Origin of the sequence: Pseudonocardia terrae (genome assembly GCF_021343995.1) — a bacterium.
Lineage (GTDB): Bacteria > Actinomycetota > Actinomycetes > Mycobacteriales > Pseudonocardiaceae > Pseudonocardia > Pseudonocardia terrae.
The window spans coordinates 19,720-32,420 of record NZ_JAJTTE010000020.1 but is presented as its reverse complement, the minus strand read 5'-3'; the positions used below and the strand labels follow the sequence as shown (position 1 = coordinate 32,420).

14 protein-coding genes are annotated in these 12,701 nt (G+C 74.3%); 7 read left to right on the top strand and 7 right to left on the bottom strand.

The genetic code is table 11. From position 1 onward, the window contains the following. Window positions 1–42: 42 nt before the first annotated feature. Complete coding sequence (locus LWC33_RS15325) at window positions 43–1,470, top strand: alpha,alpha-trehalose-phosphate synthase (UDP-forming) (protein ID WP_233305055.1); 1,428 nt, start codon at window positions 43–45, stop codon at window positions 1,468–1,470. Further along, the gene (gene otsB, locus LWC33_RS15320; protein ID WP_233305054.1) at window positions 1,463–2,260 is read left to right on the top strand and encodes a trehalose-phosphatase; all 798 of its coding nucleotides are present in this window, start codon (window positions 1,463–1,465) and stop codon (window positions 2,258–2,260) included. Before LWC33_RS15325 ends, otsB begins: the two co-directional genes overlap by 8 nt. Before the next feature lie 54 nt (window positions 2,261–2,314). Here the strand turns inward: otsB and LWC33_RS15315 are convergent, their stop codons facing one another. Next, window positions 2,315–3,418 carry a LacI family DNA-binding transcriptional regulator gene (locus tag LWC33_RS15315; RefSeq protein WP_233305053.1) on the bottom strand — a complete coding sequence of 368 codons (1,104 nt, stop codon included), beginning with the start codon at window positions 3,416–3,418 and terminating at the stop codon, window positions 2,315–2,317. Between the two features lie 125 nt (window positions 3,419–3,543). Here LWC33_RS15315 and LWC33_RS15310 point away from each other — a divergent pair, with 125 nt between their 5' ends. From LWC33_RS15310 to LWC33_RS15300, 3 genes are read left to right on the top strand one after another with little or no spacing between them, the layout of a single operon-like run. Continuing rightward, a complete protein-coding gene (locus LWC33_RS15310; protein WP_233305052.1) occupies window positions 3,544–4,524 on the top strand; it encodes a metal ABC transporter solute-binding protein, Zn/Mn family in 981 nt (326 codons plus the stop codon). Window positions 4,525–4,535: 11 nt separating this feature from the next. Further along, complete coding sequence (locus LWC33_RS15305) at window positions 4,536–5,408, top strand: metal ABC transporter ATP-binding protein (RefSeq protein ID WP_233305051.1); 873 nt, start codon at window positions 4,536–4,538, stop codon at window positions 5,406–5,408. Next, the gene (locus tag LWC33_RS15300) at window positions 5,405–6,247 is read left to right on the top strand and encodes a metal ABC transporter permease (protein WP_233305050.1); all 843 of its coding nucleotides are present in this window, start codon (window positions 5,405–5,407) and stop codon (window positions 6,245–6,247) included. Before LWC33_RS15305 ends, LWC33_RS15300 begins: the two co-directional genes overlap by 4 nt. 7 nt (window positions 6,248–6,254) lie before the next feature. On the opposite strand, the gene LWC33_RS15295 is transcribed toward LWC33_RS15300, so the two are convergent. The 3 genes from LWC33_RS15295 to cysS all read right to left on the bottom strand — a co-directional run bounded on the left by LWC33_RS15295 (window position 6,255) and on the right by cysS (window position 9,493). After that, entirely contained in the window at window positions 6,255–7,031 is a 777-nt protein-coding gene (locus LWC33_RS15295; protein WP_233305049.1) for a maleylpyruvate isomerase family mycothiol-dependent enzyme, read from the bottom strand. A gap of 72 nt (window positions 7,032–7,103) precedes the next feature. Beyond that, window positions 7,104–8,066 (bottom strand): 23S rRNA (guanosine(2251)-2'-O)-methyltransferase RlmB, encoded by a 963-nt coding sequence (gene rlmB / locus LWC33_RS15290; protein WP_233305048.1) that lies wholly within the window; start codon window positions 8,064–8,066, stop codon window positions 7,104–7,106. A gap of 17 nt (window positions 8,067–8,083) precedes the next feature. Next, entirely contained in the window at window positions 8,084–9,493 is a 1,410-nt protein-coding gene (gene cysS, locus LWC33_RS15285) for a cysteine--tRNA ligase (protein ID WP_233305047.1), read from the bottom strand. Between the two features lie 97 nt (window positions 9,494–9,590). Here cysS and LWC33_RS15280 point away from each other — a divergent pair, with 97 nt between their 5' ends. Then, a complete protein-coding gene (locus tag LWC33_RS15280) occupies window positions 9,591–10,025 on the top strand; it encodes a VOC family protein (protein ID WP_233305046.1) in 435 nt (144 codons plus the stop codon). A gap of 82 nt (window positions 10,026–10,107) precedes the next feature. Here the strand turns inward: LWC33_RS15280 and ispF are convergent, their stop codons facing one another. From ispF to LWC33_RS15265, 3 genes are all read right to left on the bottom strand, one after another. Further along, window positions 10,108–10,578, bottom strand: coding sequence for a 2-C-methyl-D-erythritol 2,4-cyclodiphosphate synthase (ispF, locus tag LWC33_RS15275; RefSeq protein WP_233305045.1), 471 nt, complete (start codon window positions 10,576–10,578; stop codon window positions 10,108–10,110). Continuing rightward, the gene (gene ispD, locus LWC33_RS15270; protein ID WP_233305044.1) at window positions 10,575–11,291 is read right to left on the bottom strand and encodes a 2-C-methyl-D-erythritol 4-phosphate cytidylyltransferase; all 717 of its coding nucleotides are present in this window, start codon (window positions 11,289–11,291) and stop codon (window positions 10,575–10,577) included. The genes ispF and ispD overlap by 4 nt, the downstream gene beginning before the upstream one ends. 77 nt (window positions 11,292–11,368) lie before the next feature. Further along, a complete protein-coding gene (locus LWC33_RS15265; RefSeq protein ID WP_037045267.1) occupies window positions 11,369–11,860 on the bottom strand; it encodes a CarD family transcriptional regulator in 492 nt (163 codons plus the stop codon). Between the two features lie 230 nt (window positions 11,861–12,090). Between LWC33_RS15265 and LWC33_RS36035 the strand changes: the two genes are divergently transcribed. Continuing rightward, entirely contained in the window at window positions 12,091–12,696 is a 606-nt protein-coding gene (locus LWC33_RS36035; protein WP_233305043.1) for a copper chaperone PCu(A)C domain-containing protein, read from the top strand. The last annotated feature ends 5 nt before the right edge of the window (window positions 12,697–12,701 follow it).

Below are 12,701 nucleotides of genomic sequence, written 5' to 3'. Positions count from 1 at the left end.
ATCCGCAGGCGCCGGCCGCGCCGGCGGCGCGAGGAGGATCAGGTGGCCAGCAACAGTACGTCCGAGCTTCCCCCGCCCGATTTCGTGGTCGTGGCGAACCGGCTGCCCGTGGACCTGGAGAAGCTGCCCGACGGGAGCAAGCGCTGGAAGCGCAGCCCCGGCGGCCTGGTCACGGCCCTCGAGCCCATGCTGCGCGCCCGGGACGGCGCCTGGATCGGCTGGCCCGGGGTGCCCGACGCGGACGTGGGCCCGCTCGTGGAGGACGGCCTGCAGCTGCACCCCGTCGGCCTCTCGGCGGAGGAGGTCGAGAACTACTACGAGGGTTTCTCCAACGGCACGCTCTGGCCGCTGTACCACGACGTCGTGGCCCCGCCGGCATTCCATCGGCACTGGTGGCAGGCGTACCTGAAGGTCAACCGGCGCTTCGCCGACTACACCGCGAAGGTCGCCGCCGAGAACGCCACCGTCTGGATCCAGGACTACCAGCTGCAGCTGATGCCGGGGATGCTCCGCGACCTGCGTCCCGACCTGCGGATCGGCTTCTTCCTGCACATCCCGTTCCCGCCCACCGAGCTGTTCATGCAGCTGCCGTGGCGGACCCGGATCGTCGAGGGCCTGCTCGGCGCGGACGTCATCGGCTTCCACACCGCGGGCGGCGTGCGGAACTTCCGCTGGCTCGCCACGCGCCTCGCCGGCGCCGGGGCCGTCCGCAACCGCAACGAGGTCACGGTCGGGCGGCGCACCGTGAAGCTCGGCGCCTTCCCGATCTCCATCGACTCGGCGCACCTCGACCAGCTCTCCCGCACGGACGCCGTGGTCAAGCGGGCGGCGCAGATCCGCGAGGACCTGGGCACCCCGAAGAAGATCGTCCTCGGGGTCGACCGGCTGGACTACACCAAGGGCATCGACGTCCGGCTGCGCGCCTTCCACGAGCTCCTGGAGGAGGGCCGGATCACCGCCGAGGACGCGGTGATGATCCAGCTCGCCACGCCGAGCCGGGAGCGTGTGGAGCACTACCAGCGGATGCGCGACGACATCGAGCTCTCCGTCGGCCGGATCAACGGCGAGTTCGCGAAGGTCGGCCACCCCGCCGTGCACTACCTGCACCAGTCCCTCCCCCGGGAGGAGCTGGCCTCCTTCTTCCTGGCCGCGGACGTCATGCTGGTCACGCCCCTGCGCGACGGGATGAACCTCGTCGCCAAGGAGTACGTGGCCTGCCGCCACGACCTCGGCGGCACGCTGGTGCTGTCCGAGTTCGCGGGCGCCGCGGCCGAGCTGACCAGCGCCCTGCTGGTCAACCCGCACGACACGGACGGGGTGAAGGAGGCGCTCCACGCGGCGCTGACGATGCCGCCGGAGGAGGGCCGCAAGCGGATGCGGTCACTGCGCAAGCAGGTCATGACGCACGACGTGGACCGGTGGGCCCGGTCGTTCCTCGCCGCGCTGGGCCTGGAGCCCGCCGATGGCTGAGCCTGCCCGGCCGTCCGACGGGCTGGACCCGGCCCTGTCCGCCGCGCTCGACCGGCTCGGCGAGGCCGGCACCCTGCTCGTCGCCCTGGACTTCGACGGCGTGCTGGCCCCGATCGTGCCCGTGCCCTCGGACGCCCGGCCCCTGCCGGACTCGGCCGCCGCGGTCCGCGAGCTCGCCGGGGCTCCGGGCACCACCGTCGTCCTGCTGTCGGGACGCGGCCTGACGGACCTGGGCGCCGTCTCCGGCTTCACCGAGCCGGTCCACATGGTCGGCAGCCACGGCGGCGAGTACGGGCCGGGCCTCACCGACGGCGACGGCTCCCTCCTCGGCCCCGAGCAGCAGGACCTGAAGGAGAAGCTCACCCTCGCCCTCGTCGACCTGGTCGAGGGCGAGATCGGCGTGACCCTGGAGCACAAGCCGGCCGGGGTCGCGGTGCACGTGCGCAACGCCGCACCGGAGGTCGGCACCCGGGTGCTCGACGCCGTCCGGGCCGGGCCCGGCGCGTGGGAGGGCGTGGACTCCACGGAGGGCAAGGCGGTCATCGACCTCGCCGTCCTGCAGGTCAGCAAGGGCGCGGCGGTCGAGGTGCTGCGCGAACGGCTCGGTGCCGACGCCGTGTTCTTCACCGGCGACGACGTGACGGACGAGTCCGTGTTCACCCGCCTCCGCCCGGGCGACGTCGGGGTGAAGGTCGGCGAGGGGGACACGGCGGCGGAACACCGCGTCGCCGATCCGGAGGCGGTCACGACCGTGCTGCGGACGCTCGCGCGCGCCCGCCGGCCCGGGTGAAGACCGAGCTCCCGACGGCCGACGCCGTAGGCCGGGCGGGCTGAGCGGGCGCGCTCACCAGCCCGAGAAGAACTTCTCCGTCCGCGTGGCCGGGCCGCTGGTGGAACCGACGACGAGCTCGGTGGGCAGCACGATCTGCTTGGGCTTGTTGCGCTCGCCGCGCTGCAGGAGCAGCTCTCCCGCCACCTGCCCCTTGCGGCGCACCGGCTGGCGCACGGTCGTCAGGCCGACCCGCTCCGCCTCGGGCACGCCGTCGAACCCGGTGACGGTGAGCCGGTCCGGCACCGGGATCCCGGCCTCGGCCGCGTGCTGCAGCGCGCCGATCGCCAGCACGTCCGAGGTGCAGACGAGCGCGGTGACGTCGGGGTGCGAGGCCAGCAGCTCCCGCGCGGCCGACGCCCCGGCCTCCGGGCTGTGCTCGAACCGCTCGACGACGGGCACCGCGGTCCAGTCCACGCCGGCGTCGACCAGCGCGTCGCGGATCCCGCCGATGCGCTCGCGCTGCACCGGGTACGACGTGTTCTCCTGCCGGACGAGGTCGGCAGGCCCGTCGTGCCGCTGCGGCCCGAGCCGCATGCAGAGCACGCCGATCTCGCGGTGCCCCAGGGCGGTCAGGTGCGCGCCGAGCGCGCGCATGCCCTCGCGGTCCGCGACGCTGACCCGGTCGACGCCCTCGACGCCGACGGGCTGGTCGCAGACGACCGTGGGCACCGGTCGCTCCAGCACGGCGCGGAAGTGCGGGTCGTCCTCGCTGACGGAGTAGACGACGAACCCGTCGACGCCCGCCTGGTGCACCGCGGCGACGTCGGCGTGCTCGGGGCTGACCGGGACGAGCAGCAGCCCCTGACCGGCCTGTTCGCAGGCCAGCGCCAGCCCCTCGAGGAAGCCGGTGGCCACCGGGTCGCGGAAGGCGTAGGAGAGCGCCTCGGTGAGCAGCAGGCCCACGGCGCCGGCGCGCCGGGTGCGCAGCGAGCGCGCCACCGGGTCCGGGCCGGGGTATCCCAGCCGCCGCGCGGCCTCGAGGACCTTCTCCCGCAGCGGCGCGGAGAGCTGGTCGGGGCGGTTGTACGCGTTGGAGACGGTGGTACGGGACACGCCCAGCTCCGCGGCGAGCGACGCGAGCGTCGCGGGCCGTCTGACGTGGGGTGAACCGGTCATGTCACGAAAGGTAGCCGCCCGTGGCGGCCACCCGGTAGCCCGGCCCGCCACCACCCGCTAGAGTGAAGTGACAACGGTTTTCAATAAAAGCATGCGCACAGCCTGATACGGAGCACGACCCCACGATGAGAACGCGCCTCGCCACCACCTTCCTCGCCACTCTGTTCGGCTCGGCCGGCCTGCTCTCCCTCGCCGCCTGCGGCTCGGGATCCGACGCCGGCGGCACCGGGTCCGCACCGTCCGCCGGGGGCGGGAAGGTCGCCGTCGTCGCCTCGACCGACGTCTACGGCAGCATCGCCTCCGCCGTCGGCGGCGACCACGTGCAGGTCACCTCGCTGATCGACTCGCCGAATGCCGACCCGCACGAGTACGAGTCCACGCCGGCCAACGCCGCGACCGTGGCCCGGGCGGCGCTCGTCGTGGTCAACGGCGGGGGCTACGACGACTTCGCCTCCCGGCTCGTCGAGTCCTCCGGCACGAAGGCCACGGTGATCGACGCCGTGCAGGTCTCCGGCCTGCCCGGGGCCCCCGAGGCGGGGCATGTGGACGGGGACGGCCACGACCACGGCGACTTCAACGAGCATGTCTGGTACAGCCTGCCGACCGTGCAGAAGGTCGCCGACGAGATCGCGAAGGACCTCGGCACGGCCGACCCGGCCAACGCCGCGACCTACACCGCGAACGCGCAGAAGTTCGGCACCGGCCTCGACGGGCTGCAGCAGAAGGTCGACGCGATCAAGACCGCGCACTCCGGTCAGCGGATCGCCGTCACCGAGCCCGTGCCGCTCTACCTGACCGAGGCCGCCGGCCTGCAGAACGCCACCCCCGAGGAGTTCAGCTCGGCCGTCGAGGAGGGCAGCGACCCGGCGGCCGCCGTCCTGGCCTCGACTCTGCAGGTCGTCGACGGACCGAACCCGGTCGAGGCCGTGGTGTCCAACAGTCAGACCGAGAGCCCGTCGACCCAGAAGGTCGAGGAGGCGGCCAAGGCCAAGGGCGTGCCCGTGGTCGACGTCAGCGAGACGCTGCCCGAGGGGGTCGACTCCTACGTCACCTGGCAGGGCACCCAACTCGACGCCCTGGCGGGCGCTCTGAACGCCGCGGCATGAACAATGAGGTCATGACCCCGACGCCCCCCGCAGGGTCCGCCGAGAGGTCCTCGGCAGCGTCCTCCGCCGCGCCGACCGCGCCGACCGCGGCGGTCGCGCTGCGGGGTGCCCGGGTCGCGTTCGGCCGGCGGGTGCTGTGGGAGGGCCTGGACCTCGACGTCCGGCCCGGCGAGTTCCTCGCGGTCCTGGGCCCGAACGGCTCCGGGAAGACCACGCTGCTGCGCGTGCTGCTCGGCCTCCAGCCGCTCGACGCCGGGGAGGTCCGGATCGCGGGCGAGCCGGCCCGGCGCGGGGCGGGCGGCATCGGGTACATCCCGCAGCAGAAGTCCCTGCCCGAGGACATGCCGTTGCGCGGCGCCGACCTCGTCGGGCTCGGGTTGGACGGGCACCGGTTCGGTCCCGGCCTGCGCGGCCGGGCGGACCGGCGGCGGAAGGTCGCCGAGGCGCTCGAGGCGGTGGGGGCGACCTCGTACGCCCGCTCCCCCGTCGGCCGGCTCTCCGGCGGCGAGCAGCAGCGGCTGCGCGTGGCACAGGCGCTGGTCGGCGATCCGCGTGTGCTGCTGTGCGACGAGCCGCTGCTCTCGCTCGACCTCGCCCGCCAGCGCACGGTGAGCCGGCTGATCGACGAGCGCCGACGCACCGCGGACAGCGCGGTCGTGTTCGTCACGCACGAGATCAACCCGGTGCTGCCGCTCGTCGACCGGGTCCTCTACCTCGTCGGCGGCCGGTTCCGGATCGGCACGCCGGACGAGGTGATGACGTCGGCGACGCTCTCGGAGCTGTACCGGACCGACGTCGAGGTCGTGCGGGTGCAGGGCCGGCTCGTGGTCGTCGGCGCCGAGGACCAGCACGTCCACCACGACGCGCTGGAGTCCGTGACGTGAGCCGGCTGTTCGGGTTCGAGGGCGTCGGCGAGCTGCTGGGCCTGCCGTTCGTGCAGAACGCCTTCGTCGCCGCCGCGCTGCTCGGCCTGGTGGCGGGCGCGCTGGCCCCGCTCGTCGTCGCCCGCGGCATGGGGTTCGCGGTGCACGGCACGGCGGAGCTCGCCTTCACCGGCGGGGCCGCGGCGCTGCTCGTCGGGATCTCGGTGAGCGTCGGGGCGGTCGTCGGGGCGGTGGTCGCCGGCCTGGTGTTCGGCGTGCTCGGCCTGCGCCAGCGCGAGCGGGACTCGGTGATCGGCGTGGTGCTGGCCTTCGGGCTGGGTCTCGGGGTGCTGCTGCTGGCGCTCTACCAGGGCCGGGCGTCGAACAAGTTCGGCCTGCTCACGGGCTCGATCGTGTCCGTCGACTCCAGCAACATCGCCGTTCTCGTCAGTGTGACGATCGTGGTACTGGCCGTTCTGGCGGTGGTCTACCGGCCGCTGCTGTTCGCCAGCGCCGACCCGGACGTCGCCGTGGCCCGCGGGGTGCCGACGCGCCTGCTGTCGCCGCTGTTCGCGGTCCTCGTCGCCCTGACCACGGCGCTGGCAGTGCCGATCGTCGGCGCGATCCTCGTCCTCTCGGTCACGATCATCCCGGGGGCGGCCGCCGCGCGGGTCACGTCGAACCCGCTGGCGGCCACACTCCTGGCGATCGGGATCGCGGAGCTCGCGCTGCTCGGCGGCACCTTCCTGAGCCTGGCGCCGGGCCTGCCGATCTCGGGCTACGTCGCCACGATCGCGTTCCTGGCCTACCTGGTCTGCCGGCTCGTGGGCCGGGTCCGCGGGCGCGTGCGCGCCGGCTGAGCCGAGGTCAGAGCCAGCGCGGCAGCTCGGGCGGGGTCCCCGGCAGCACGCTCGCCGGGGCCCGGCCCGTCAGCCAGCCGACGATGTCCACGGCCGGCGCCTTCGTCGTCTCCATCTCCCCCAGCGGCGCCGACTCGGCCGGGATCGACTCGCCTGGGCTCGACACGACCGGCGCCGGCGTCGCCCCCGGGTCGCCCAGCTGCCACACCCGCTCGCGGTCGGTCGGGGCGAGCAGCAGGGTCGGGCAGCCCTCCCGTCCGGACAGGGTGGCCGTGACGTCGTCGAGCAGGAGGTCGACGACGCCGGCGGGCAGATCCGCCAGCGAGGCACCCGTGCCGAGGTCGGCCGCGTGGATCCAGACCTCGCGGATCCGCATGAAGGGGATCTCGGTCGCCGGGATCTCCCGGCCCCGGGCGTTGCGGATCGTCGTCTCCCACTGCTGCGGGGTGAGCGCGCCGAGCGCCTCGTCGAGCTCCCGGGCGGTGGAGGTGAGCTCGGAGCGCAGCACCTCCGGCGGCCGGCCGGAGGTCTCCTCGATCTCCTCGGCCCGGGCCTCCGGGCTCGGGTACATCGGCGTCTCGACACCGGTGCGGGCCCAGGTCGCCAACCGGACCAGGGCCTCGGCGTTGCGCGCCACGTGGGCCACCACGTGCGCGCGGGTCCAGCCGGGGAGCGCGGCGGGGAGGCCGAGCTCGGCGTCCGGGATCCCCTCGACCACGGCGAGCAGGTGCTCGGTGCCCGCGCGCATCCACGGGAGCGTCTCGGACGTGTCGTTCCTGGTCATCCGGACAGTGTGGACGATCGGCAGGCCGTCCACAGCCCGGAGCGGCCGGCCGTCGTGGGACCGGCCCGGCGCTCAGGCCTGGCGGCGGCGCCGCGCGACCTCGGCCAGCACCACGCTGGCGGCCACCGAGGCGTTGAGCGACTCGACCTCGCCGGCCATCGGGATCGAGACCGTGACGTCGCAGGACTCGCGGACGAGCCGGGACAGGCCCTTGCCCTCCGAGCCGGTCACGATCACCAGCGGGTCGGTGGCGAGGTCGAACTCGTCGAGCGAGACGTCGCCCTCGGCGTCGAGACCGGCCACCATCAGCCCGGTCTGCGCGTACTCGCGCAGGGTTCGGGTGAGGTTGGTGGCGCGGGCGACCGGCAGCCGCGCGGCCGTGCCCGCCGAGGTCCGCCAGGCCACCGCGGTCATCCCCGCCGAGCGGCGCTGCGGCACGACCACGCCGTGCCCGCCGAAGGCGCTGACCGAGCGCACGACCGCGCCCAGGTTGCGCGGGTCCGTGACGCCGTCGAGCGCGACGATCAGGGCGGGCTGCCCGGACTCCGACGCCGCCTCCAGCAGCTCGTCCGGGTGCGCGTACTCGTAGGGCGGGATCTGCAGCGCGATGCCCTGGTGCAGGGCGCCGCCGGAGATCCGGTCCAGCTCGCCGCGCTCGACCTCGAGGATCGACAGCCCGGCGTCGGCCGCGAGGTGCACCGACTCGGCCACGCGCTCGTCCGACGTCGCGCCGACGACCACCCGCAGCGCCGTGGCCGGGACCCCGGCCCGCAGGCACTCCAGCACGGGGTTGCGACCGAGCACGGTCTCCGGGACGTCGCCGTCCTGGGGACGGCGCCCGCGGGTGCCCGCGGCGGCGCGGCGGTCCTTCGCCGCCGCCCGGCGCTGGGCCGGGTGCCCCTTGCGCGCGGACGCGGGCGGCGTCGGCCCCTTGCCCTCGAGCCCGCGGCGGCGCTGGCCCCCGGAGCCGACGACGGCGCCCTTCTTCGTGCCTTCCTTGCGCACCGCACCGCGGCGCTTGGAGTTGCCGGCCATGTTCCCTGTCTCTTGGTTCAGGCGTTCTTGAGCGACCACGTGGGGCCGTCGGCGCCGTCCTCGACGGCGATGCCCGCCGCGAGCAGCCGGTCGCGCAGCGCGTCCGCCTCGGCGAAGTCCTTCGCCTTGCGGGCCGCCTGACGGCGCTCCAGCAGCTCCTCGACGAGCGAGGTCAGTGCGCCGAGCGCGGCCTCGTCGGCGCGGTCACCGCCGCGCCAGCGCGGGTCGAGCGGGTCGACGCCGAGCACGGCGGCCATCGCGCGGACGGACTCGGCCGCCGCGGTCGCCGCCTTCCTGTCGCCGGAGTCGAGCGCGGCGTTTCCCTCCCGCACCGTGGTGTGCAGCACGGCGAGGCCGCCGGGCGTGCCCAGGTCGTCGTCGAGCGCGGCGGCGAACTCCGCCGGCACCCGGTCGGCGACTCCCGGCGCACCGGCCCGCTCGCCGGTGCGGTGCAGGAACGACTCGATCCGCCGGAACGCCGCGACCGCCTCGGACAGTGCGGCGTCGGAGTACTCGATCGCCGACCGGTAGTGCGGGCCGACGAGGTAGTACCGCAGCTCGACGCCGCGGACCCGCTGGAGCAACGCGTCGATCGACAACGTGTTGCCGAGCGACTTCGACATCTTCTCGCCGCCCATGGTGACCCACGCGTTGTGCAGCCAGTACCGCGCGAACCGGTCGCCCACCGCGCAGGACTGGGCGCGCTCGTTCTCGTGGTGCGGGAACACCAGGTCGAGCCCGCCGCCGTGGATGTCGAACTCCGGCCCGAGGTAGGTGGTGGCCATCGCCGAGCACTCGAGGTGCCAGCCCGGCCGGCCCGGCCCCCACGGGGTGGGCCACGACGGCTCACCCGGCTTGGCGGCCTTCCACAGCGTGAAGTCCAGCGAATCCCGCTTGGCGTTCTGGTCGCCCTCGCCCTGCGCGACGTCGTCGACCTTCTGGCCCGACAGCCGCCCGTAGTCCGGGAACGTGCGGACGGCGAAGTAGACGTCGCCACCCGCGGCGTAGGCGTGCCCGCCCTCGATCAGCCGGTCGATGTAGGCGACCATCTGCGTGACGTGCCCGGTGGCCCGCGGCTCGAGCGACGCCGGGAGGCAACCCAGCGCGTCGTACGCCGCGGAGAAGGCCCGCTCGTGCGTCGCGGCCCACTCCCACCAGGGTCGGCCTGCCTCGGCCGCCTTGCGCAGGATCTTGTCGTCGATGTCGGTGACGTTCCGCACGAGCGTGACGTCGAGGCCCTCGCGGCCGGGCTCCGAACGGCCCAGCCACCGGCGCAGCACGTCGTAGTTCAGCGAGCTGCGGACGTGCCCGATGTGCGGCAGTCCCTGCACCGTGGCGCCACAGACGTACATCGACACGGCTCCGGCCCGCAGCGGCACGAAGTCCCGCTGCGTCCTGGTCAGGGTGTCGAAGAGTCGGACGCTCACCCTCCCCAGGGTACGGACGCCCTGGTCCGGGGACTGCGGCAGGGCTGCATCACATTCCTCCAAGACGCCGGACGGCCGTCCGGGCACGCTGGGCGGCATGACACGCATCGAGCAGCTCTACCCCCGCCTGCCCGTCCGGGGCGCCGACGCGGCGATCGCCTTCTACCGCGAGGCGTTCGGCGCCGAGCTCGTCGAGCGGTACGCGACCCCCGGCGGAAACGTCGTGCACGCCCTGCTGCGCGCCGGGGATGTCGTGTGGGCGGTCAAGGACGGCGACGAGTACGACCCCGCTCCGCCGGACGGCGGCGGCTCGGCGATCCTCGCCCTCTACGTCGCCGACGCCGACGCCGTGGGCGCGCTCATGGAGAAGAACGGGGCGACCGTGCGGTTCCCGATCGCTGACCAGCCCTACGGCGAGCGCGGCGGCCGGCTCACCGACCCGTTCGGCCACCAGTGGATGGTCGCCCAGCGGACCGAGGACCTGACCCCGGAGGAGGTCGAGGAGCGGACCAAGGCGATGTTCCCGGAATGAGAGCGGAGTGACAGCGGGGGAGGGCGGCCCGACGGGCGGTCGGCGCTCCGGCTCGGACCCGCTGATCGGGAGCGCCGCCCGCTCAGGCCGACGCGGGGAGGAGGAGGGCCGTGGCGATCGCGGCGATGCCCTCCCCGCGGCCGGTCAGTCCGAGCCCGTCCGTGGTGGTGCCGGAGACCGACACCGGCCCGCCGACGACCTCCGACAGGACCTTCTGCGCCTCGTCCCGGCGGGTGCCGATCTTCGGGTGGTTGCCGATCACCTGCACCGCGGCGTTGCCGACCCGCCAGCCCTCGGCGGTGATCAGCCGATGGGCCTCGGCGAGGAGCGCGACGCCGCTCGCGCCCGACCACTCGGGGCGACCGGTGCCGAACACCGCGCCGAGGTCGCCGAGCCCGGCGGCGGAGAGCAGGGCGTCGCAGAGGGCGTGGCAGGCGACGTCGCCGTCCGAATGGCCGGCGCACCCGTCGACGCCCTCCCACCACAGCCCGGCGATCCAGCAGGGCCGCCCGGGTTCGACGGGGTGCACGTCCGTGCCGATCCCGGTCCTCACGCCTTGTCCTCCAGCAGCAGTTCCGCGATCCGCAGGTCCCAGGGCGTGGTCACCTTGAACGCCGCGGGATCGCCCGGCACGGTGACGACCGGCTCGCCGAGCCGCTCGACCAGGCCGGCGTCGTCCGTGGCGACGGCGTCCACACCGGACTTCTCGTAGGCCGCGCGCAGCGTCTCCCACGCGAAGCCCTGCGGGGTCTGGACGGCGCGCAGTTCGGACCGGTCGACGGTCGCCTCGACCTCGGCGGCGATTCGCACCCGTTTGACGGTGTCGGCCAGGGGGAGCGCGGGTACGACCGCCGGGTGACCGGCCCGCACCTCCGCCACCACCGCCGCGACCAGCGCGGGCGGTGTGAGCGGGCGCGCGGCGTCGTGCACCAGCACGACCTCGGGTGGCCCGTCACCTGCGGGTCCCCTCCGTCGTTCACAGCCGTGGGGACCGGACAGCACGTCGAGCGCGAGGCGCACCGACGCCGTGCGCTCGCCGCCCCCCACCAGGACGGTGACGGGGCGGCCGTCGAGCAGCGACCGCGCGTGGTCGAGCAGGTCGGCCGGCACGGCGACGAGCACCTCGTCGACCGCGCCGGAGGCCAGCAGACCGTCGACGGCCCGGACCACGATCGGCACGCCTGCCAGCGGCACGAAGGCCTTGGGCACGCCGGCGCCGAGGCGGGTGCCGGATCCGGCGGCCGGCACGACCGCCGCGACACTCACCGCATCCTCCGCGCCGGCGCGTACGCCGGCCGGGCCGTGGGCACCATGGGGCCGTACCGTGCCGATCGCGGGGCGGGTCAGGCGTTGGTGGTCGCCAGCACCTCGTCGAGCAGGGCTTCGGCCCGCTCCTCGTCCGTGCCCTCGGCCAGCGCGAGCTCGCTGACGAGGATCTGCCGGGCCTTCGCCAGCATCCGCTTCTCGCCCGCGGACAGCCCGCGGTCCTTCTCCCGGCGCCAGAGGTCGCGGACGACCTCGGCCACCTTGTTCACGTCGCCCGACGCGAGCTTCTCCAGGTTCGCCTTGTACCGGCGCGACCAGTTGGTGGGCTCCTCGGTGTGCGGGGTGCGCAGCACCTCGAACACCCGGTCCAACCCCTCCTGGCCCACGACATCGCGAACGCCCACGACCTCTGCGTTCTCGGCGGGAACGCGAACCGTCAGATCTCCCTGGGCGACCTTCAGGACGAGGTACTTGCGCTCCTCGCCCTTGATCGTCCTGGTCTCGATCGCCTCGATGAGAGCGGCACCGTGGTGCGGGTAGACGACGGTCTCTCCGACCTTGAAAACCATGTGTCCTCTGGCCCCTTTCGCTGCACCCAGGTTAACACGCCCGACCCGCCCCCCGTCGGACGGGAGGGCACATCGTCGCAGGTCACGGGGTTGACAACGCGCGTAAAACGTGCAGACGCGGGTACGCGGGGGTCCGTGGGAGCACGCCACGAGAGCCGAGTGCACGGACTGTCGGACCCGGCGACTAGGCTGCACCCGCACGACCGGCCGTCAGGAAGGACACCCGAACCGTGAGCCGCGCGACCTCCCCCCGACGCTCCGCCACGCGCCCGGGCGCGTGGAAGGTCCTGGCCGCCGGCACGGCCACCCTGGGCGCCCTCGTCCTGTCCGGCTGCGGTGCGGGTCAGCTCGCGCAGACCTCCGAGCAGGTCTCGGCCGTCGGCGGGACCGGCGGCGTCGTGGGCGACGTGGCCGTGCGCAACGCCGAGATCGCCTGGCCGACCGGCCTCGCCCCGACCGGGACCGTCTACCAGAAGGGCGGCCAGGCCCTCGTCGAGATGGTGATCGTGAACGACGGCGGGGCGGCCGACCGGCTCGTCTCGGCCTCCAGCCCGGTCGGCACGCAGGTCACCGTCACCGGCGAGCAGACCCTCGCCCCCCGGCTGCCGCTGGTCTCGGGCACCGAGGGCGACGTCACCGCCATTCCGGGCGCCAAGCGGGTCACCGTGGAGATCACCGGCCTGCAGGACGACATCGTGGCCGGCCGCACCTACCCGCTCACGCTCGTCTTCGAGAAGGCCGGCCCGCTGACGGTCGACCTCCCGGTGGCGAACCCGACCACGCCGCGCCAGGACGAGGCGCCGGCCCAGGGCGCCGCCGAGGGCGGCGGCCACTGAGCCCG

Bases quoted from the DNA above. Each gene is read 5' to 3' on its own strand.
- otsB (WP_233305054.1), top strand. From the start codon at position 1,463: ATGGCTGAGCCTGCCCGGCCGTCCGACGGGCTGGACCCGGCCCTGTCC.
- LWC33_RS15315 (WP_233305053.1), bottom strand. From the start codon at position 3,418: ATGACCGGTTCACCCCACGTCAGACGGCCCGCGACGCTCGCGTCGCTC.
- LWC33_RS15310 (WP_233305052.1), top strand. From the start codon at position 3,544: ATGAGAACGCGCCTCGCCACCACCTTCCTCGCCACTCTGTTCGGCTCG.
- LWC33_RS15305 (WP_233305051.1), top strand. From the start codon at position 4,536: ATGACCCCGACGCCCCCCGCAGGGTCCGCCGAGAGGTCCTCGGCAGCG.
- LWC33_RS15295 (WP_233305049.1), bottom strand. From the start codon at position 7,031: ATGACCAGGAACGACACGTCCGAGACGCTCCCGTGGATGCGCGCGGGC.
- rlmB (WP_233305048.1), bottom strand. From the start codon at position 8,066: ATGGCCGGCAACTCCAAGCGCCGCGGTGCGGTGCGCAAGGAAGGCACG.
- LWC33_RS15280 (WP_233305046.1), top strand. From the start codon at position 9,591: ATGACACGCATCGAGCAGCTCTACCCCCGCCTGCCCGTCCGGGGCGCC.
- LWC33_RS15265 (WP_037045267.1), bottom strand. From the start codon at position 11,860: ATGGTTTTCAAGGTCGGAGAGACCGTCGTCTACCCGCACCACGGTGCC.